This is a genomic window from Kitasatospora sp. MAA4 (assembly GCF_029893355.1).
In the GTDB taxonomy this organism is placed as follows: domain Bacteria; phylum Actinomycetota; class Actinomycetes; order Streptomycetales; family Streptomycetaceae; genus Kitasatospora.
Genome location: NZ_JARZAI010000013.1, coordinates 99,424 through 118,412 on the forward strand (window position 1 = coordinate 99,424; position 18,989 = coordinate 118,412).

21 protein-coding genes and 1 pseudogene are annotated in these 18,989 nt (G+C 70.4%); 12 read left to right on the plus strand and 10 right to left on the minus strand.

Annotated elements, in window-relative coordinates; translation table 11 throughout:
• Nucleotides 1-102: 102 nt before the first annotated feature.
• Nucleotides 103-1,683 carry a TauD/TfdA family dioxygenase gene (locus tag P3T37_RS18865; protein WP_280724879.1) on the plus strand — a complete coding sequence of 527 codons (1,581 nt, stop codon included), beginning with the start codon at nt 103-105 and terminating at the stop codon, nt 1,681-1,683.
• Between the two features lie 53 nt (nt 1,684-1,736).
• Here P3T37_RS18865 and P3T37_RS18870 read toward each other — a convergent pair whose 3' ends face one another.
• The 3 genes from P3T37_RS18870 to P3T37_RS18880 form a co-directional block, all read right to left on the minus strand.
• Nucleotides 1,737-2,099, minus strand: a complete 363-nt coding sequence (locus P3T37_RS18870; RefSeq protein ID WP_280724880.1) for a hypothetical protein — start codon at nt 2,097-2,099, stop codon at nt 1,737-1,739.
• 102 nt (nt 2,100-2,201) lie between these two features.
• Nucleotides 2,202-2,675: a DUF4429 domain-containing protein gene (locus tag P3T37_RS18875; RefSeq protein ID WP_280724881.1), complete on the minus strand. Its 474-nt coding sequence runs from the start codon at nt 2,673-2,675 to the stop codon at nt 2,202-2,204.
• A 166-nt stretch (nt 2,676-2,841) separates the two neighbouring features.
• On the minus strand, nt 2,842-3,660 hold the full coding sequence (locus tag P3T37_RS18880) for a GntR family transcriptional regulator (RefSeq protein ID WP_280724882.1): 819 nt from the start codon (nt 3,658-3,660) through the stop codon (nt 2,842-2,844).
• 357 nt (nt 3,661-4,017) lie between these two features.
• Here P3T37_RS18880 and P3T37_RS18885 point away from each other — a divergent pair, with 357 nt between their 5' ends.
• From P3T37_RS18885 to P3T37_RS18920, 8 genes are all read left to right on the plus strand, one after another.
• Nucleotides 4,018-5,181, plus strand: a complete 1,164-nt coding sequence (locus P3T37_RS18885) for an ABC transporter substrate-binding protein (RefSeq protein ID WP_280724883.1) — start codon at nt 4,018-4,020, stop codon at nt 5,179-5,181.
• Nucleotides 5,182-5,189: 8 nt separating this feature from the next.
• The gene (locus tag P3T37_RS18890; RefSeq protein ID WP_280724884.1) at nt 5,190-6,149 is read left to right on the plus strand and encodes an ABC transporter permease subunit; all 960 of its coding nucleotides are present in this window, start codon (nt 5,190-5,192) and stop codon (nt 6,147-6,149) included.
• A complete protein-coding gene (locus tag P3T37_RS18895) occupies nt 6,149-6,967 on the plus strand; it encodes an ABC transporter permease subunit (RefSeq protein WP_280725002.1) in 819 nt (272 codons plus the stop codon). The genes P3T37_RS18890 and P3T37_RS18895 overlap by 1 nt, the downstream gene beginning before the upstream one ends.
• Before the next feature lie 38 nt (nt 6,968-7,005).
• A complete protein-coding gene (locus P3T37_RS18900) occupies nt 7,006-8,106 on the plus strand; it encodes an ABC transporter ATP-binding protein (RefSeq protein ID WP_280724886.1) in 1,101 nt (366 codons plus the stop codon).
• An 8-nt stretch (nt 8,107-8,114) separates the two neighbouring features.
• Nucleotides 8,115-8,804 (plus strand): HAD family phosphatase, encoded by a 690-nt coding sequence (locus P3T37_RS18905; RefSeq protein WP_280724887.1) that lies wholly within the window; start codon nt 8,115-8,117, stop codon nt 8,802-8,804.
• Nucleotides 8,805-8,809: 5 nt separating this feature from the next.
• Nucleotides 8,810-9,145, plus strand: coding sequence for a multidrug efflux SMR transporter (locus P3T37_RS18910; protein ID WP_280724888.1), 336 nt, complete (start codon nt 8,810-8,812; stop codon nt 9,143-9,145).
• 97 nt (nt 9,146-9,242) lie between these two features.
• The gene (locus P3T37_RS18915) at nt 9,243-9,899 is read left to right on the plus strand and encodes an HAD family hydrolase (protein WP_280724889.1); all 657 of its coding nucleotides are present in this window, start codon (nt 9,243-9,245) and stop codon (nt 9,897-9,899) included.
• A 56-nt stretch (nt 9,900-9,955) separates the two neighbouring features.
• Nucleotides 9,956-10,552: a GNAT family protein gene (locus P3T37_RS18920; protein ID WP_280724890.1), complete on the plus strand. Its 597-nt coding sequence runs from the start codon at nt 9,956-9,958 to the stop codon at nt 10,550-10,552.
• Nucleotides 10,553-10,661: 109 nt separating this feature from the next.
• Here the strand turns inward: P3T37_RS18920 and P3T37_RS18925 are convergent, their stop codons facing one another.
• Nucleotides 10,662-11,447 carry a hypothetical protein gene (locus tag P3T37_RS18925; protein WP_280724891.1) on the minus strand — a complete coding sequence of 262 codons (786 nt, stop codon included), beginning with the start codon at nt 11,445-11,447 and terminating at the stop codon, nt 10,662-10,664.
• A 95-nt stretch (nt 11,448-11,542) separates the two neighbouring features.
• Complete coding sequence (locus P3T37_RS18930) at nt 11,543-12,115, minus strand: papain-like cysteine protease family protein (RefSeq protein WP_280724892.1); 573 nt, start codon at nt 12,113-12,115, stop codon at nt 11,543-11,545.
• A 320-nt stretch (nt 12,116-12,435) separates the two neighbouring features.
• Here P3T37_RS18930 and P3T37_RS18935 point away from each other — a divergent pair, with 320 nt between their 5' ends.
• Nucleotides 12,436-13,581: a serine hydrolase domain-containing protein gene (locus P3T37_RS18935; protein WP_280724893.1), complete on the plus strand. Its 1,146-nt coding sequence runs from the start codon at nt 12,436-12,438 to the stop codon at nt 13,579-13,581.
• A 16-nt stretch (nt 13,582-13,597) separates the two neighbouring features.
• Here the strand turns inward: P3T37_RS18935 and P3T37_RS18940 are convergent, their stop codons facing one another.
• A complete protein-coding gene (locus tag P3T37_RS18940) occupies nt 13,598-14,629 on the minus strand; it encodes a medium chain dehydrogenase/reductase family protein (protein WP_280724894.1) in 1,032 nt (343 codons plus the stop codon).
• Nucleotides 14,630-14,779: 150 nt separating this feature from the next.
• On the opposite strand from P3T37_RS18940, the gene P3T37_RS18945 reads away from it, so the two are divergent.
• Nucleotides 14,780-15,439 carry a TetR/AcrR family transcriptional regulator gene (locus tag P3T37_RS18945; protein ID WP_280724895.1) on the plus strand — a complete coding sequence of 220 codons (660 nt, stop codon included), beginning with the start codon at nt 14,780-14,782 and terminating at the stop codon, nt 15,437-15,439.
• Nucleotides 15,440-15,442: 3 nt separating this feature from the next.
• Here the strand turns inward: P3T37_RS18945 and P3T37_RS18950 are convergent, their stop codons facing one another.
• Nucleotides 15,443-15,946, minus strand: coding sequence for a hypothetical protein (locus tag P3T37_RS18950; RefSeq protein WP_280724896.1), 504 nt, complete (start codon nt 15,944-15,946; stop codon nt 15,443-15,445).
• Nucleotides 15,947-16,089: 143 nt separating this feature from the next.
• On the minus strand, nt 16,090-17,373 hold the full coding sequence (locus P3T37_RS18955) for a DUF4241 domain-containing protein (RefSeq protein WP_280724897.1): 1,284 nt from the start codon (nt 17,371-17,373) through the stop codon (nt 16,090-16,092).
• A 287-nt stretch (nt 17,374-17,660) separates the two neighbouring features.
• On the opposite strand from P3T37_RS18955, the gene P3T37_RS18960 reads away from it, so the two are divergent.
• Nucleotides 17,661-18,413, plus strand: coding sequence for an NAD(P)-dependent oxidoreductase (locus tag P3T37_RS18960; RefSeq protein ID WP_280724898.1), 753 nt, complete (start codon nt 17,661-17,663; stop codon nt 18,411-18,413).
• 27 nt (nt 18,414-18,440) lie between these two features.
• On the opposite strand, the gene P3T37_RS18965 is transcribed toward P3T37_RS18960, so the two are convergent.
• Together P3T37_RS18965 and P3T37_RS18970 are read right to left on the minus strand one after the other, a co-directional pair.
• Nucleotides 18,441-18,725, minus strand: coding sequence for a hypothetical protein (locus P3T37_RS18965; protein WP_280724899.1), 285 nt, complete (start codon nt 18,723-18,725; stop codon nt 18,441-18,443).
• A gap of 27 nt (nt 18,726-18,752) precedes the next feature.
• A pseudogene (locus tag P3T37_RS18970) lies at nt 18,753-18,989 on the minus strand (helix-turn-helix domain-containing protein); the annotation flags it as partial.

The window sequence follows — 18,989 nt, forward strand, 5'->3', positions numbered from 1 at the left end:
ACCCTTCACCTACCCGACACCCGCGCCTCACCGGAGCCCGGCACGGTGGCCCAACCGGACCTAGTTGGCTATACAACTTGGCCTCGCCCTGGAAGGATCCCCATGCCGTTCCCGCCCTACTGGCTGCGCGACAACTGCCCGTGCACCAACTGCCGCGACCCGCGCAACGGGCAGAAGCTGTTCCAGATCACCGACCTGCCGGATGACCTGACGATCACTCACCACGTGACTGGTGACGGGCAGTTGGAGGTCGAATGGTCCGACGGACACCGCTCGAACTACCCGCTGGAGTGGCTGGACGAGCCGCAGCAGCCGGACCACCGCACCGAGCAGGGCAAGCGCCTGTGGCAGGCCGCCGACTTCGCCGCCGGGATCCCCGAGGCGCAGTGGGACGCCTACCTGGCCGACCCGGCCGAACAGGCGGCCGTACTGCGCGCGGTGCAGCGCCTCGGGTTCGCGGTACTGCGCGCGGTGCCGACCGTCGAGCGCCAGGTGCTGGCGGTGACCGAGACCTTCGGGTACGTCCGGGAGACCAACTACGGCGAGCTGTTCGACGTCCGGGTCGAGCCCGACCCCAACAACCTGGCCTTCACCAGCTCCGCTATCGCCCCGCACAGCGACAACCCGTACCGCGACCCGGTACCCACCCTGCAACTGCTGCACTGCCTGGAGAACGCGGCGGTCGGCGGCGACTCCGGACTGGTCGACGGCTTCCGCGCCGCCGACCTGCTGCGCACCGAGGCGCCCGAGGACTTCGCGCTGCTGACCCGCACCCCGGTCCCGTTCGCCTTCCGCGACCGGCACACCGAGCTGAGCGCCGACCGGCCGCTGATCGAGACGGACGCCGTCGGGCGGATCCGCGAGATCCGGTTCAACAACCGCTCGATCGGCACGCTGCGGCTGCCCGAGGCCGAACTGGACGCCTTCTACGCCGCCTACCGCCGGTTCGCCGCGATCACGCTGCGAGCAGAACTCCAGCTGGAGTTCCGGCTCGGCCCCGGCGACTGCCTGATCTTCGACAACGTCCGCCTGCTGCACGCCCGGACCGCCTTCGAGCAGGACGGCCGCCGCCACCTCCAGGGCTGCTATGCCGACCTCGACTCGCTCGCCTCCACCCTCGCCGTCCTGGACCGCCGGCTCGCCGCCCTGGACACCCTTCAGCAGCTCTTCGAGGGCGAGGGCGCCGGCGAGTACCTCGGCGAGGAGGTCACCATGGCCGAGCACATGCTCCAGGCGGGCATCCTCGCCGAGCGCGCCGGCGCGCCGGACGCACAGATCGCCGCCGCCCTGCTGCACGACGTCGGCCACTTCCAGGGCGCCGTCACCGGACGGCAGTTGATGACCGGAACGGACAACCGCCACAGCGACACCGGCGCCGACTGGCTGGCCCAGTGGTTCGGCCCCGAGGTCACCGAGCCGATCCGCCTGCACGTCGCCGCCAAGCGCTACCTCTGCGCCGTCGAGCCCGACTACCGCGCCTCACTCTCCGCCGCCTCCGAGTACACCCTCCAGGTCCAGGGCGGCCCGATGACCCCCGACGAAGCCGCCGCCTTCGCCGCCCTCCCCGGCGCCCAGGACGCGGTGGCGGTCCGCCGGTTGGACGACCAGGCCAAGGTCGCGGACGCGCAGACACCTACCTTCGAGCACTTCCGCCCGCTACTGGCCGCTTTGCTCGCCCGCTGACACGCCGAACGGGCGGTGCCGAGAAGCTCGGCACCGCCCGCACAGCACCGCTCTCACCCGACGAGCTCCTCGATCCGCTCGAAGATGTCCGCGTCCGTCTCCTGCTGCCAGGAGGGCAGTTCGGACCAGTCGGCAACGTAACCCGGCTTCGGGTCCTCGATGTGCTTGTGGATCTGCGCGATCCAGCACAACGCGACGAACCGCCCCTTCTGCTCCCGCGTCAACCTGGCGGTACTGCCACCACTGACCACGACGAAGTCGCGCACCTGCCCGTAGACGGCCGCCGCGCACTGGCGTTCCCAGTCGGGCGTATCGGCCCACGGCGCGACGTACCCGGGCTTCGGCTCGCCGGGGAAGTGCTTCGTGACGCCGGCGATCCACGCCTCACGGAAGATTCGGCCCTCGTCGTCCGTCATGATTCCCTCTTAGGTGTACGCAGGCTTTGCCGTCGGACAACGCGACGCGGGGATGCCGGCCATCGTTGGCAACCGCGGCCTTCTGGCGGTTTGGTCGTGACCCTAGTACCCGAGCAGTCGCGCCTTTGCGGCCTCGAAGTCCTGCGGCGAGATGATGCCCTGCTGTACCAGGGCGCCCAGCTTGGCAAGTTCGTCCGCGACGGACAAGGGCACCTGTGCGGGCACCGCGTGAGGGGCGGCATGCTGACGGGCCATGGCGTCGTCGAGGGCCTCGCGCAGCCTTTCAAAGGAAGGCTGCTGGGCCCTGCTGAACACTACGCAGTTCTCGTCCCGGATGGCCGCGTTGCCCTGGCGACGCATGGACCCCTTGAGTTCACGCGCGCCCGGGAACGTGAACTGGATGAATCCATTGACGGCGAACGCGGCCGGCTTCCACTGGACCGCGGCGATCTGGGCTATGTGCAGACGCTTCTCGCCCTTGCCGATGATGGATCGAGCCCGGAAGCCGTTGCGCGTGATGGTCACGTACTGGCCGTCAAAGTGGACCTGCCCGGTCTTGCCGACAGCGTCGATCATTCTTCCCCCAGCGTGTGGATGATGCTGGCGCCAGCCTCCCAGGCCGTAGATCATCAGCGCAACGAGCTGGGGTCGAACGGGCCAGGCTCGTTGGGGTTGATCTGCCGTCACCGCGCTCCGTCACCTTTCCGGCAGGCTGCCGGACGCGACGGTTGAGGGTCGACGGTCAGTCGTCCGCGCGGGCGTGGCGGGAAAGGGCGGAGGTGGCCAGGGAGTTGTGGACGCTGAAGGCCACTGTGCCGGGGAGGTAGCGGTCCTGGGACCACTCGACCGGGCGGCCGGTGGGGTCGGTGGTGCGGCGGCGTTCGCGGAGGAGGGGGGCGCCGCGGCGGCAGCCGAGGAGTTTGGCGTCCTCGGCGTTGGCGGTGACCACGTCGATGGTGTGGTCGGCGTCGGTGAAGAGGATGCCGTGCTCGCGCAGCTGCTCGGTGTGGGAGACCACGTCGGGGGGCAACTGGGCTACCAGCTGGCCGACATGGGAGGGGTAGACGGTGCGCTCCACCATCACGGGGACGTCCGAGAGGGTGCGCAGGCGCAGCGTGACGTACACCTCGGCGCCCGGTTCCAGGCGCAGTTGCTCGCGTTCGGCGGCGTCGGCCGGGCGGCGGATCAGTGACTCCAGGCGGCCGCCGGGCTCCTCGCCCATCGAGCGGGCCCAGTGGGTGAAACTGAGCAGTTCGGAGAAGCTCTGCACGCGCGCGTTGCCCAGCACCACCCGGCGGGTGCCGCGGCGTGAGGTGACCAGCCCGTCGGCCCGCAGGACCGCCAGCGCCTGCCGGACGGTGCCGCGCGACACGCCGTACCGCTCGGCCAGCGCGCCCTCGGCGGGCAGCCGTCCGGCCTCGCCGTACGCGCCGGTGGTGATCGCCTCCCGCAGGTCTGCGGCGACCTGGCGGTAGAGGGCGCCTCCGGCGTCCTGCGCTGCGGCTGCGTTCTCGGTGCCCGCGTCCTGCGCACCCGCGTCCTGCGCACCAGTCGTACTCAAGGCCCTTCCCACCGGTCCCTCCCAAGTCGGTGTCCTGTGCACGGATCCGGCCGAGGACGGTTCGACCTTATCGGCATCCCCGAGGTCGTTCGTGCAGCTCTGGGTCCGGTTTCCACCATCCGGACTCGACCGTTCCCGCAGCCGACCCCTGTTCTGGGTCGCCCGTTCACCTCCCGGACACCCGGATCCGGCGTACTTACCCCCGTCAGCAAAAGTTGGCTGGCCAACTTGATCTGACCTTCTCTCACCAGAAGCTCCCCGAGATCACTCGAAGATCACGCACCTGCCGGTGCACCCCGCAAAGCCCTGCCGCACCCCTTGCAGCACTCTGCCGCACCCCGACCAGGAGACTCTCCCGTGACCGTGCACCGTGCCCGTACCGCCGCCATCGCGGCCGTGCTGACCGCCGCCGCGCTTTCCCTCACCGCCTGCGGTTCCGCCGGATCGTCCACCACCGCCGGCACCACGGCCGGGGGCAAGAGCGCGAAGACCGCGACCTCGGCCGCCGACCTCGGCGGCATGGACGCCCTGGTCGCCGCCGCCAAGAAGGAGGGCACGCTCAACGCGATCACCCTCCCGCGTGACTGGGCCAACTACGGCGCCATCATGGACGCGTTCACGGCGAAGTACGGCATCAAGATCCAGGACGAGAACCCGGACGGTTCCAGCCAGGACGAGATCAACGCCATCACCTCCCGCAAGGACCAGGACCGCGCCCCCGACGTCGTGGACCTCGGCAGCGCCTTCGCGCTGAGCGCCGCGAGCCAGGGCCTGCTCGCCCCGTACAAGGTCACGGACTTCGACAAGATCCCGGACAGCATGAAGGCCCCCGACGGCGCGTCCTACAACGACTACGGCGGCTACATGTCGATCGGCTGCGACGCCAAGAAGGTCGCCGTCTGCCCGAAGACCTTCGCCGACCTGCTGAACCCGGCCTACAAGGGCATGGTGGCCCTCAACGGCGACCCGACGAAGGCCGGTGCCGCCTTCGGTGCCGTCTACGCCGCCGCGCTGGCCAACGGTGGCTCGCTGGACAACATCCAGCCCGGCATCGACTTCTTCGGCAAGCTGAAGAAGGCCGGCAACTTCAACCCGGTCGAGGTCACCCCGGCCACCATCCAGAAGGGCGAGACCCCGATCTCGGTCGACTGGTCGTACCTGAACGCCGGCTACACCGACAAGTTCGCCTCGCAGGGCATCCAGTGGCAGGTGTCGATCCCCTCGGACGGCAGCTACGCGCAGTACTACAACCAGGCGATCAACAAGTGGGCGCCGCACCCGGCCGCCGCTCGCCTCTGGGAGGAGTACCTCTACAGCGCCGACGGCCAGAACGGCTTCCTCAAGGGCTACGCCACCCCGGCCCTCTTCGACGCCATGAAGACCGCCGGCACCCTGGACCCGACCGCGGTCTCCAAGCTGCCGACCGTGGCCGTCCCCTTCACCAACTTCCCGAGCCAGACCCAGACTGACGCGGCCAAGAAGGTCGTCACGCAGAACTGGGCCGCGGCGATCGCGGGCTGATAACCACCATGAACGACACCGCACCCACCCCGGTGCCGTCCCCCGCCGCCGCTGACCTCGTCAGCGGCGGCGGGGGGGCCGTCAGCACCGTGCGCTCCACCCCCACACCCGCCAAACGGCTGCGACCGCGCGGCGGTGCCTGGCTGGCCACCGTCCCGCTGCTGGTCTTCTTCGCGATCGGGTTCGGCCTGCCGGCCGTCGCCATCGCGATCGGCGCCTTCACCACCTCGGACGACTCCCCCGGTGGCGGCGGCACCTTCACCCTGGACAACATCACCGGCTCGGTCCAGGGCGCCTACTGGACGGCCCTGCTCGGCAGCCTCAAGCTCGCCGCGCTGACCGCCCTGATCGGCACGATCGTCGGGCTGCCGCTCGCCCAGGCGATCGCCACCTCCCGCTTCCGCCTGGTGCGCGAGTTCGTGCGCTCGGGCTCGGGCGTGCTGGCCAACTTCGGCGGCGTACCGCTGGCCTTCATGTTCGTCGCGACGCTGGGCAACGCGGGCGAGGTCACCCAGAAGCTGGACCTCACTAAAGATGGCTGGAGCCTCTACAGCTTCACCGGCCTGAGCGTGGTCTACCTCTACTTCCTGATCCCGCTGATGATCCTCACGATCACCCCGGCCCTGGAGGGCCTGCGCGCCCAGTGGCGCGAGGCGGCGGCCAACAACGGCGCCACGACGCTCCAGTACTGGCGGCACGTGGGTCTGCCGATCCTGCTGCCCTCGCTGCTCGGCGGCTACGTCCTGCTGTTCGGCTCGGCCTTCGCCGCGTACGCCACGGCGGCCGCGATGGTGGGCGCCTCGGTGCCGCTGATCAGCCTGCAGATCTCCAACGCGCTCTCCGGCAACGTCCTGGTCGGCCAGGGCAACCTCGCCCTCGCGCTCGGTCTCGACATGATCGTGGTGGCCGTCCTCGTGATGGCGATCTACCTCCCCCTCCAGCGCCGGAGTGCCAAGTGGCTCAGCTGATCTCACGTTTGCGCCTGTGGCGCGGGTTCGTCCTGCTGCTCGCCGGGATCTACTTCGCGGTGCCGCTCGGCGCGTCGGTGCTGTTCAGCGTCGACAACCCGATGACCAAGACCTGGAGCCTGCGCGCCTACACCCAGCTGCTGGGCGCCCCGGGCTTCACGGACAGCCTGCGGCTCAGCCTGGAGCTGGCCGTGGTGACCGTCGCGATCCTGCTGCTCCTGCTGGTGCCGGCGATGGTCGCGACCCGGCTCGGCGCGCCCAAGCTGCGCCCGGTGCTGGAACTGATCTGCTCGATCCCGCTGGTCGTCCCGGTGGTCGCGCTGACCACCGGCATCATCGGCGTGCTGCGCTGGGGCCCGGACTACCTGTCCAACACCCCGCTGTTCCAGACCATCCTGGCCATCCAGAACCCCACCTTCCCGGTGGTGCTGGTGATCGCGTACGTGCTGATGGCGCTGCCCTTCGCGTACCGGTCGATCGACGCCGGTCTGGGCGCGGTGGACGTCAAGACGCTCGTCGAGGCGGCCCGCAGCTGCGGGGCGAGTTTCCCGCGCGCGGTGTTCTCGGTGGTCGTCCCCAACCTGCGCACCGCGTTGCTGAACGCCTCGGCGCTCACCGTCGCCCTGGTGCTCGGCGAGTACACCACCGCCTCGATCCTCGGCTTCACCCCCTTCACGGTGTGGATCGCCGCGAACGGCAAGAACGACGGCCAGATGTCGGTCGCGGTCTCGATCCTGAGCCTGATGATCGTCTGGATCGTGCTGCTGCTGATCTCCGCCGCCGGTCGCGAGCGCGGCCGCAAGTCCGCCGCTTCCTGATCCACCGCGTCCCCCCGTTACTCCAGGAGTTCACCCCCATGACCACCACCCCGCTCCCCGCCCCGCCCACCGGAGTGCCGCTTCACCCGGGCAGCGCGACCGTCGAGTTCCGTTCGCTGCGGAGGGCGTTCGGAACGACCACGGCGCTGGACGGGCTCGACCTGACGGTCCACCCGGGCGAGCTGCTCGCCCTGCTCGGCCCGTCCGGCTGCGGCAAGACCACCGCACTGCGGATCCTGGCCGGTTTCGAGAGCCACGACTCGGGCGAGGTGCTGGTCGACGGGGAGGACGTCACCAAGATCCCCGCGCACAAGCGTGACGCGGGCATGGTCTTCCAGTCGTACAGCCTCTTCCCGCACCTGACCGCCGCCGAGAACGTCGCCTTCGGCCTCAAGATGCGCGGCAGCAGCAAGGCCGACCGGCGCAAGCGCGCCATGGAGCTGCTGGAGCTGGTCGGCCTGCCGCAGCGCGCCGAGCACTACCCGCACCAGATGTCCGGCGGCCAGCAGCAGCGCATCGCGCTGGCCCGCGCGCTGGCCCTGCAGCCGCGCGTCCTGCTGCTCGACGAGCCGCTCTCCGCGCTGGACGCCAAGGTGCGGCTCAACCTGCGCGAGGAGATCCGCCGGCTCCAGCAGGACCTCGGCATCACCACCCTGTTCGTGACGCACGACCAGGAGGAGGCGCTGTCGATGGCCGACCGGGTCGCCGTGCTGCGCGCCGGGCGCCTGGAGCAGTGCGCCACGCCGTCCGAGCTGTACGCGCGCCCGACCACCGCGTTCGTCGCGGAGTTCGTCGGCACCATGAGCCGGATCCCGGCCACCCGCTCGGGTGACGGCGTCGAGGTGCTCGGCCGCCGCCACGCCGTGGACGGAGTCGTGCCCGCCGACGGCGAGCTGGAGGTGTTGGTCCGCCCGGAGAACGTCGGCCTGACCGCTGCGGCCGCCGGCTCCGCCGTGGTCGTCGGCGCCAGCTTCCTGGGTGCCGTCACCCGGCTCACCGTCCGGCTGCCCGAGGGCACCGAGGTGAAGGTCGACCTGGCCACCGAGCAGGCCGCGCTGCTGCCGGTCGGCGGCAATGCCGAGCTCACCCTGCCGGACCGTCCCGTCCTGGTGGACCGTCGCACGAACTCCGGGCAGTGATCACCCAGATGCCTACTGTGAAGAACCCCGCCGCCGTGCTCTTCGACATGGACGGCACGCTGGTCGACACCGAGCACCTCTGGTGGGAGGCCAGCGCCGAGGTGGCGGCCGAGCTGGGCCTCACCCTCGGCGACAGCGACGTCCCGGAGGTGCTCGGCCAGGCCGTCGAGCACACCGCCGCGCACCTGCACCGGGTCACCGGGACCTCCCGCAGCGAGGCCGAACTGGCCGCCCGACTGGCCGAGTTGTTCACCGGACGGGTGGCCTCCGAGGTCGTCCCGCGCCCCGGCGCGCTGGCTCTGCTGGCCGCGCTGGAGGAGGCGAACGTGCCGACCGCGCTGGTCTCCGCCTCGCCGCGCCAGGTGGTCGACCTGGTGCTGCGCACGCTCGGCACCCGGTGGTTCACGGTGACCCTGGCCGCCGAGGACACCCCGCGCACCAAGCCCGAGCCGGACCCGTACCTGGCCGCCGCCGCGCGCCTGGGCCTGGACCCGGCCGACTGCGTCGCCGTCGAGGACACCCCCACGGGCGTCGCCTCGGCGCACGCGGCCGGCTGCGCCGTGCTCGCGGTCCCGTCCTCGGCCGTGCCGATCGCGGCCGCACCGCGGATCACGCTGCTGGACAGCCTGGTCGGCGTCGACCTGGCGCTGCTGGGCTCGCTCACCGGTTCGACCGGCCCGACCGGCCCGGCAGAATAGTCGACATGCCCCTGCCCCTGCCCCCGTACCTGCTGCTCACCTTCGCCATCCTGAGCGAGGTGTGCGCCACCAGCTGCCTCAAGCTCACCGACGGCTTCAGCAAGCTGTGGCCCAGCATCGGCGTCGGAGTGGGCTACGTCCTCTCCTTCCTGCTGCTCGGCCAGGCCCTGAAGCACATCCCCGTCTCGGTGGCCTACGCAGTCTGGTCGGGGGCCGGCACGGCCGCCGTCGCCGCGATAGGAACGGTCGCCTTCGGCGAGCAGCTGGGCAAGCCCCAGCTGCTCGGCATCGCGCTGATCATCGCGGGCGTGGTGCTGCTGAACCTGCGCTCCTCGCACTGACCCCGCACCGTCAGGGCACGCTGAACTCCCTCCCCGGGAGGGCCTCGGCCGAGGGGAGCCTCCGCGGCCTCGCACCAGGCGGCCCTATGCTGCGGAGATGATCAAGCCCATTGAACTGGTGATATTTGACTGCGACGGAGTACTGGTCGACAGCGAACGCATAGCCGCACGCGTGCAGGTGCTGCTCGGCGCGGAGTTGGGCTGGCCGCTCAGCGAGGGCGAGGTCGTCAAGCGGTTCATCGGGCGTTCCAGCGCCTCCATCAGCGCGCAGGTGGCCGAGCGGCTGGGCGAGGAGACCGCTGTGCTGTGGCGGGAGCGGTTCGAACAGCTCCACCGCGAGGCCGTGGACGCCGGGCTCGCCCCCGTCGAGGGACTGCCCGAGGCGCTCGATGCGATCACCCTGCCGACCTGCGTGGCCTCCAGCGGCTCCCACGAGAAGATGCGCCACACCCTGGGCCGCACCGGCCTCTACGGACGGTTCGCGGGCCGCATCTACAGCGCCACCGAAGTCGCCCACGGCAAGCCCGCCCCCGACCTGTTCCTGCACGCCGCACGGCAGATGGGTGTCGACCCCGCCGCCTGCGCGGTGGTCGAGGACAGCCGGCCCGGCGTCCAGGCCGCCCGCGCCGCAGGTATGCGCGCCTTCGGCTACGCCGGTGGACTCACCGCGGCCGAACAGCTCGAAGGCAGTGACACCCTCGTCTTCCACGACATGCGCGACCTGCCCGCTCTGCTGGCCGGGGTAGCGGCGTAGCCAACCGAAGCAAAAACCCGTTGCCGCAGCGCCGTTGAGGCACCGAGAATCGGTCGGTGAACGAGACTCCGCTCGCCGACTTCACCCTCAAGCCCACCCTCACCGGCTCCGCCGTGCGACTGCGCCCCTTCGAGCCGACCGATGTGGCGGCCCTCGGTCCCGTCTTCGAGGACCGCGAGCTGCTGCGCCTGATCGGCAGCGCGAACCGCTCCGACGCTCCGCTCAGACCCCAAGTCGCCGAGCGCTCCGAGCAGTTCCGCCAGTGGCGGAACGCCCAGCCGGACCGGCTCGACCTCGCCGTCGTCGACCTGGCCAGCGGGGCGTGCGTCGGCGAGGTCGTCCTCAACGAGTGGGACGCGGCCAACCGAAGCTGCAACTTCCGTATCCTGCTGATCGCTTCGGGTCAGGACCGGGGTCTCGGCACCGAGGCCGCCCGCATCGTCCTGGCCCACGGCTTCGAGCAACTCGGCCTGCACCGGATCGCGTTGGAGGTGTACGCCTTCAACCCCCGGGCCCGCCGCGTCTACGAGAAGCTCGGCTTCGTCGCCGAGGGCACCCTGCGCGACGCCCTGCACTACGACGGCCAGTGGGTCGACGCCACCGTCATGTCCATCCTCGCCCCCGACTGGGCCCGCCACCGGGGTCGCCCCTGACCGGCGGCGCCGCCCTGGGCGCCCGGACACCGGGGTAGCGGTCGCAACGCCGAGGCCCCGGCCGTACCTGGGGCGGGTACGGCCGGGGCCAGTCTGCATCATCTGCGGCTCAGTCAGAGGTGATGCGCTTGCGGCGGCGGAGCCGGAAGGCGCCGAAGGCCAGGGCGAGCGCGGCGGCGCCCGACCCGCCGGCGATCATGGGCTCCGAGGACTGCGACGACGACGGCCGCACCGGAGCGCCGGTTTTGAAACCGCCGGCGAGGCCGCCCTGGTCGTACGCGGAGCCCGGGCCCTCATCGGCATAGCGGGCCTTGACCAGCCCCTGGTAGTCGGTCAGGGACACCGAGTCCGCGCCGCCGAGGCCCTGCCGTGCGGCGTCGTTCAGCGGTGCGACGGTGTCGCGGCTCAGCTGGTAGAAGGCATCGAGCTCCTGCTCGGAGAACACCGTCGTCTCCGCGTCGCCCTTTCTCGCCAAGGTGACCTCGTCATCACCCGCCTCGACAGCGGCCAGGTGCCAGGCGGTCGTGTGGCTCGTGTCGGTCGGGGCCAGCATGGCGGTAGCCGTACGCCCGCCGGAGAACGTCACCTCGGCCAGCGCGTAGCTGAGCTTGATCGCTTCCGCGGCCACCGGCCGGGCCGTTCCGGCGACGAACTCCGGTGTGATCTCGTTCAGTGCCACCGGATCGCTGATGCTGAAGGACGGCACGCCCTCGCACGGGTCGGCCTTGTCCGGGATCTGCACCTCGTCTCCTGGCGATTCGTCGGGGACCGGCTCGTCGTAGAAGTTGCAGAGAGAGCTGCGGGTGTCGGCCGAATTCAGCGTGTCGATGGCCGCCTGACGGTTCGGCAGGTCGGTCGGGCTGTTCGCCGCAGCCGGGCCGGTCGTGGCCAGCAACGCGGGCGCGCTGACAGCCATGACGGTGATCAGACGAAGGAGTCGAGTGGTCCACCGCGTGATGGACGTTGTTTGGTCGCGCATGCCACCCGTCCTTACTTTGAGATGCCGAGGCCGGAATGGGTCCACTTGAACGCCTTGTTGCTGACGTAGTCGTCGTATTTCCACCACGTATATGTCGTGGTGCCCGGCCACGGGTCAGCCACCGCGATGGTCTTGTTCGACGTGTTGAAGCCGAAGACGACGTTCATGTGGCCGCCGCCGGTGGTCCAGCCGATGCGCACCGCAACGGGCCGGGAGGCTTTGACCTCACTGGTGATCTCTGCGAAGGACGCCGCCCTGCTCAGGCCATAGCCAGGGTGAGTCATGCCCAGATCGGACCAGGCGGAGGCCATATTTCCAAGCGTGGCGGGCTTGTTGTCGCAGCTCAGGGATTTGTCGTACTTCGCCGCCCGCTGACAGAAGTCAGCCTGCGTCGACCCGTACCCCTGGAACTTGGCGATCGCCAGCCCGGACGCCGCCCAGCACCACTGCTGCTTCTGCTGCTGGAACATGGTGATTTTGTCGTAACCCGTGTCCGCACGAGCCGTGCCCGCAGCAGCAGCGAGAACCATGGAAATCACCACTGCCAGGACCGATGCGGTGGTCGTACGGTTTAATCTGCTCATAGTCCTGCCTCTTCCTGTAATGGATGAGAGTGGATGAGAGTGGTTGTCAGGATCTTCGGGATCCGCAATGGAGAGCTCACGAAGCGCATCTCTGACCTGCGGCAATTCGGAGCCTATCGGTCTCTGATGGCGGGTTACGCCCGTTTCTGTACCTCGTCCGAGTGGAATTGCGGGACGCCGTCCCGCCGCCGCGTTCTCACCCGGCCTCCCCCGTGCGAGCGAGGCGCCGGTTCCCTCGCACCGGCGATCCCCGGCGGGCTTCCAGCGAAGAGGATCTTCCTTGTCGAGATCCAGAGATCGCCCCGGAAGGACCCACCGCCGTGACCACCGTGACCCGCTCCGCCGCTCGCTTCGTCACCACCCTGCTCGCCGCCGCGGCGCTGCTGCCGCTGGCCGGCCCGGCCTCCGCCGCCCCCACGACCGCCAATGCCCCTGCGGACCGGGCCGCGTTGCAGCAGGCGCTCGGGCAGCTGGTGGCGGACGGCATCCCGGGCGTGACCGCCGAGGTGCGTGACGGCGCGGGCACCTGGCGCGGGACGAGCGGCGTGGCCGATCTCGCCGACGGGCAACCGGCGGCTGCCCAGGACAGGTTCCGGGTCGGCAGCGTGACGAAGAGCTTCGTCGCCACGGTCGTCCTCCAGCTGGTGACTGAGGGCCGGATCGGCCTGGACGACCCCATCGACCGCGATCTGCCGGGCGTGGTGGCGAACGGTCAGCACATCACGGTCCGTCAGCTGCTCAACCACACCAGCGGTCTGTACGACTACCTCAACGTGGTGATGTCCCAGCCCGACCCGATCCGCACCGCCCGGACCGCCGGCTACACCCCGCAGGACCTGATCGCCCTGTCGGCAGCCCACAGCCCGCAGTTCGCACCCGGGACCTCCTGGGCGTACTCCAACACCAACTACGTGGTCCTCGGCCTCCTGGTCGAGCACCTCACCGGGCGGCCCCTCGGCGAGGAGATCACCCGGCGCATCGTCCGGCCCCTCCACCTGCGCGACACCTCGTTCCCGACCACCGCGCAGCTCTCCGGCCCGCACCTGGACGGCTACGAGTGGCTCGACGGCCCCGCCGCCGCACCGACCGACCTCACCGAGTTCAGCCCCTCGGCGATCTGGGGCGCCGGCACGATGATCTCCACCGCCGACGACCTCAGCCGCTTCTACCGCGCCCTCTTCGCCGGCGCGCTCCTCCCCCAGGACCTGCTGAACCAGATGCGCACCCCGCACCCCATCGACGACAGCGGCCGCGCGTACGGCCTCGGCCTGGAGAGCCGCACGTACTGCTCCGGCACCCCCGCCTGGGGCCACAGCGGCAGCGTCGCGGGCTACGAGACCTTCAGCTTCACCACCGCCGACGGCGCCCGGCAGATCACCCTCGCCCTCAACCGCAACCTCACCGCCTCCCCCAAGGCCGACGACGACATCAACCGCGTCCTCACCCTCGGCCTCTGCAACAGCTGAGCACGAGCACGCGTCCCTACGGGTTCAGTACGACCTTGCCCGCGACAGTGCCGGACTCGGCCAGCCGGACGGCCTCCGCGACGCGGGTGAGCGGCAACTGGGCGGCGATCTGCGCGACGACGTCACCGCGCTGGAGCGCCGCGAAGACCTGGGTGAGGTCGGCGCGCAGCCGGGCCCGGAACCGGTCCTTCGACAGGGCCCGTCCGGCCCAGACGTTGAAGAAGTACGCGTGGCGGCCGTTGGGCAGCGCGTTCCACAGCCAGACCCGGCCGAGCAGCTTGAGCACGGGCCACTGCTTGGAACCCTCGTCGTCGCGGGTCGACGCGCTGCCGTAGGACACGAGCGTGCCGCCGGGTGCGAGGAGCCGCCAGGAATCGACCAGACCGCGGCCGCCGACGTGGTCGAAGACCGCGTCCACACCGCCCGGGGCGAGCTCGCGGACCTGCGCGGCGACATCGGACGCGCGGTAGTCGACGGGGAGGACGCCCAGCTCCCGCAGGGCGTCATGGTGGCGCCCGGACGCCGTGCCGATCACCTTCGCCCCTGCGGCCTGGGCGAGTTGGACCAGGACCGAGCCGACGCCGCCGTTCGCGCCGTGCACCAGCACGGTCTGCCCCGCGCGGACCCGGGCCTTGCGGTGCAGCATCTGCCAGGCGGTGACGCCGTTGACCACCACGGTCTCCGCCTCCGCCGCGCCGACGCCCTCGGGCACCGGCACCAGGTCCGCCGCGTCGACGACGACGTGGCTGGCCCAGCCGCCGACCTTGAGCAGCGCGGCCACCCGGCTGCCGACCAGACCCGTCTCGACGCCCTCGCCGGTCGCGAGGACCGTGCCGACGAGGTCGTAGCCGGGCACGAACGGGAACGGCGGCTGGTCGTAGTAGCGGCCGCGGCGCATCTGCTGCTCGGCGAAGGAGACGCCGGTCGCCTCCATCCGGATCACGACCTGACCGGGTCCTGCGGTGGGGACGGCTCCGTGCCGGAGCTCCAGCCCTTCCGGCTCGACCTTGCCCGGCAGGACGACCTCGACGAGTCCCTGAGCGTTCATGACGACCTCCGTGTGTGTCGCTGTCGTTACTTGGTTTCGCTTTCGTTAGAAGTTGTAACTCCTCGGCGGCGGGAGCGTCAAGAGCTCTCGTGATAGGTTCTAACTAAATCTTGATGATGTAGCATCGCAGCCACGGAAAGGCGGCAGGCCATGGCGGAGACGGGCTCACAGACGGGCTCACAGACCCCGCGCGAGCGCTACCGCGCCCAGGTCCGTACGGAGATCAAGAAGCACGCGTGGGAGCAGATCGCCACAGCGGGAGCCTCCGCGCTCTCCCTCAACGCGATCGCCAAGCAGCTGGGCATGAGCGGACCCGCGCTCTACCGCTACTTCGACAGCCGCGACGAACTGATCACCGCACTCATCAGGGACGCCTACCAGAGCCTCGCCGACACCTTCCGCGCGACCGCCCGGTCCGGCGCCGACCCGGTCGCGCTGGCGCACGCGCTGCGCCGGTGGGCCCTGGAGGACCCGCAGCGCTACCTCCTCGTCTACGGCACCCCCGTCCCCGGCTACCACGCACCCGAGGGCATCACCGCGATCGCCGCCGAGATCATGGCGACCCTGCTCGACGCCTGCGCCACACTGCCCGCCAACCCCGCACCGACGCCGTTCGACCCCCACCTCGACGCACACCGCACCTGGGCCGACGGCCACCCCGCACCGCCCGCAGTGCTCCACCGCGCCCTGACGTTCTGGACCCGCCTGCACGGCGTCCTGTCCCTCGAACTCGCAGGCCACTTCACCGGAATGGGCTTCGACCCCGCCCTGCTGTACACAGCCGAACTGGACGCCCTGCTGACACACTGAGGATCACAGCGCGGCCGAAGCCTTCTCCTCATGGACTCCGGTCCACCCGGGGAACTGCCGGTCCAGGACGGTACGGGCCTTGTCCAGGTCCCCGTCTATCCCGACCTCGATCCTCCGGTCCCCGGCGATCCGGGTCGAGCTGACCACGAACCCGTCGCCCGTGGTGCGGTTCACCCAGTACTGCACCACAAGCTCCTGCGGGGTGTGCCCGCCGCCGTCCCCAGCGCGGTAAGCGACCGGCACCGTCCGACCGGGGAACCGCGCGTCCAGCACCGCACGCGCCTTGGCCAGGTCCCCGCACACCATGACGTCGAACAGGCCGACTTTGCGCTCGCCGACCCCGCAGATGGTGAAGCCCTCGCCGGTGACGGACATGATCTGCCCTTCGGTGTCACCAGGCGAGGGCGTCGGCATGACCAGCGACGAGGCCCCGCGAGCGGAACCGCACCCCGCGAGAAGCAGTGCGGCCAGCACGAGGGCTGCGGCGCGGGCTGCGGTTCGTGTCACGTGACTCTCCTCATCCAGGTACCCGCCGACGTCATGTTGGTAGCGCCACCCCTCCGTCAGGTGCGGGCAGGCGTCCCAGTCCTCGCAGAGGCTGTGGACAGGCGCGGTTCCGTCCTCGATCCACCAGCCGTCGAGCGAAGCGATCACTCGTCCAACGGCTCCAGGTAGCCGACTTCGAAGCTGTTCGCCACCACGACAGCCGTGACCTCACCTGAGGCGTCGCGTCCCACCCAGACCGGGTGGACGCCGTCTCCGCCCAACATGAAGGTGACCAGCTCGGCCCCGGTAGCGTCGTCGGTCACCTTGCTGTAGCCGTCGTCGGTGCCGTGGACGTCTTCGCCACCGCCGGAGGTGAGAGCCCGCACGTAGCGGCGGCCCAGCTCGGTTCGAGCGGTGGGGTCGACGAAGCAGCCCGTGGCGGAGTCGACGCCGAAGCCGAAGCACTGGCCGTCACGCAGCAGCCTCGCGTCCTCGCCCGGCGGGATTGCCATCGTCCAGCTGACAGTCGGCTTCTGGCTCACCAGCAGACGCACGGCATACGTGTCGCGGGCGGTGAAGCGGTCGCCGAACATTTCGTCCTCGTAGCTGGCGCCGGTCTCCTGCACCGGGTAGACAACGCGCGGAACTTCGATCACCAGCGGGTCACCCTCCTGGCCGTCGGGCAGGTAGGAGGGGTCACAGACTGCCAGCCGTCCGCTGGGCAAGGAAATGTCGATCACCGTTCGAACCGGCTCGATGGTGAGCGGCTCCGACCGATGCCGGTGCACGAACCTGAATCCGGGAGTGAACAACTCGTCAGGCCAGGGCGCGGTCGCCGGCACCGGCGGCCGCCAGCCGAAAGGCTCTGCCGCACCAGTGGTCGATTGCGGTGCGATGTTCGCAGTCTCCTCGACGATCTCGACCGTCCCATGCAACCCTAACTGGCCTGCTGCCAGCAGGTGTTCCCAGCGCCCGAATTCCGGGACCGGCAGCCACCACAGGTCGCGCGGCAGGTCGACCAGGGTATGCGTCGAGCCGCCGAGTCGGCCACGTGGGTACAGGCCCCGGCTGTTCTTCCCGTCCGGGTACAGATCGACGGTCCACCTCAGGGCTTCATCCGAGCGATCAGGGAGATCCTGCTGCTCGTATCGCCACTCCGCCAGGTGACGCAGGAACAGCCGCCCCGGCTCCAGCCTGCGCAGGTCGGCTTCGAACACTCGGCGACCCGAGGAGTCGAACCGCCAGAAGCCCAGGTACTGCTCGCTCCACGCGACATGCAGCACTGCCATGGGAAGCTCCTGCCCGAGGGCGGTGAACACGACGGCGTACGGCTCGCCTGCCGCGTCTCGGCGAGCGGCTTCCTCTCGGGGGATCGGGCGGACCGTCGAACGATTCGAGGGGTCCCATCCGTCGCCGTAGACCGCTTCGACGAGCACTTCGCTGTGCACCTCAGCCGTCCCTGCCCTCCATCGAGCCACCTGCTCCGTGGACCACCCTAGTGACCGCCTCCGACGGAAGATCATCTCGAGCCGGGCGCGCGTCACACGGCTCCGCCGACGGCCGCCAGCAGCCGCCGGCCCGGCACGCCGTCGGGGCGGGCCGGAGTGGGTTGGTGAGCGACTCCGAGGTGATCACATAGCCCGGTGGCACGGGCGAACTCCCGCAGACGGTGGCCGCCTGTACGCTGCCCGCGAGCCAGACGACCCCGCCGGCGAGGAGTGCCAGCGTAGGCTCCGTGGTGCGCGATGCACTGCGCGCGCACGCCGAAAGCCTGGTCCTGCTCGACCGGATCCCGCTCCAGCCGGTGTCGGCGAACGAGGTGACCCACACCGTCGACCTGCTCGATTCGGCCGCGGTGGAGGCGGCGCTCGCCGGGGTGGACGCTGTCGTCCATCTCGGCGGGCTGCCGGACGAGGCACCGCTGCCGGACCTGCTAGCCGCGAACGTGCTGGGCACCCACCACGTGCTGGAGGCTGCCCGCCGACTGGGCATCGGGCGTGTGGTGCTGGCCAGCAGCAACCGTGTCACCGGGTTCCACCTCGTGTCGAGCCTGACCGACACGAGGGCACCGGTGCGCCCGGACGGCCTCTACGGGGTGAGCAAGGTGGCCGTCGAGGCGCTCGGACAGCTGTACGCGGACAAGTTCGGGCTCTCGGTCATCTGCCTGCGGATCGGCAGCTTCGAGGAGGCTCCGGCGGAACGCAGGCACCTGGCGACCTGGCTCAGCCACCGGGACGCGGTCGGCTTCGTCCGGGCCGCCCTCACCGCGTCGCCCGCCACCGGGTTCGCCACGGTGTACGCGGTCTCCGCCAACTCCCGCCGGTTCTGGGAGCTTCCGGACGCCTCGACGCTCGCGTACACACCGCTCGACGACGCCGAGGAATACGCCTCGCGGATCCCGGAGGGACACCTGCGCCTTGACCCCCGCAGCCCCCAGGCCGGCCCGTTCGCCGACCCCGAATTCACCCTCAGACACCTCCAGCACTGACGCCTGAACCTCGGGCATCCCTTGTCATCACCCTGTCGGTGCCGGGTCCGGAGTGCTGCTCACCCAGCCCTCGTTGGCGTCCAGCGTCGCGAGCGGGGTGACGGAAGTCCCTCCCGCGGTGCCGAACACGGCGCAGACCGGGACCGAACTGTCGATCTGCACCAGCGGATTGCGCGGGCCGGAGTCGAGTTTGGCGAGGAGGAGCAGGGTGCCGCCGACCGTCTGCGCCGGGTCGCCCGGCTGGACCGTCGCGGAGCGGTGCCAGGCCAACTGGCCCCAGGTGATGGTGAACGCCTCCTCGTACTCGCGCACGGCCGCGTCGTCGCGTCCGTGGGCCTAGGCCGGCGTGCCCTGGCCGCGGGGTGCGGCCTGCCGGTGCCGGTGGGCGCGGCGTTCGGTGGCGCGGTAGGTGGTGGGGCCGCCGTTGCGCAGCACCTCGCGCGTGATCGTCGAGGTGGGACGGTCGAGGCGTCGGCCGATCTCCCTTCACGCTTCTCTGATGCCGCGAGCATAGCGTTCACTCTCCACCCAATGCAACGAGGAAGCCGGCTGACGTTGCGTTAGAATCAAAACCAT

Coding starts and splice junctions, on each gene's coding strand:
- P3T37_RS18865 (WP_280724879.1), top strand. CDS start 103: ATGCCGTTCCCGCCCTACTGGCTGCGCGACAACTGCCCGTGCACCAAC.
- P3T37_RS18870 (WP_280724880.1), bottom strand. CDS start 2,099: ATGACGGACGACGAGGGCCGAATCTTCCGTGAGGCGTGGATCGCCGGC.
- P3T37_RS18875 (WP_280724881.1), bottom strand. CDS start 2,675: ATGATCGACGCTGTCGGCAAGACCGGGCAGGTCCACTTTGACGGCCAG.
- P3T37_RS18890 (WP_280724884.1), top strand. CDS start 5,190: ATGAACGACACCGCACCCACCCCGGTGCCGTCCCCCGCCGCCGCTGAC.
- P3T37_RS18900 (WP_280724886.1), top strand. CDS start 7,006: ATGACCACCACCCCGCTCCCCGCCCCGCCCACCGGAGTGCCGCTTCAC.
- P3T37_RS18905 (WP_280724887.1), top strand. CDS start 8,115: ATGCCTACTGTGAAGAACCCCGCCGCCGTGCTCTTCGACATGGACGGC.
- P3T37_RS18910 (WP_280724888.1), top strand. CDS start 8,810: ATGCCCCTGCCCCTGCCCCCGTACCTGCTGCTCACCTTCGCCATCCTG.
- P3T37_RS18915 (WP_280724889.1), top strand. CDS start 9,243: ATGATCAAGCCCATTGAACTGGTGATATTTGACTGCGACGGAGTACTG.
- P3T37_RS18930 (WP_280724892.1), bottom strand. CDS start 12,115: ATGAGCAGATTAAACCGTACGACCACCGCATCGGTCCTGGCAGTGGTG.
- P3T37_RS18940 (WP_280724894.1), bottom strand. CDS start 14,629: ATGAACGCTCAGGGACTCGTCGAGGTCGTCCTGCCGGGCAAGGTCGAG.
- P3T37_RS18945 (WP_280724895.1), top strand. CDS start 14,780: ATGGCGGAGACGGGCTCACAGACGGGCTCACAGACCCCGCGCGAGCGC.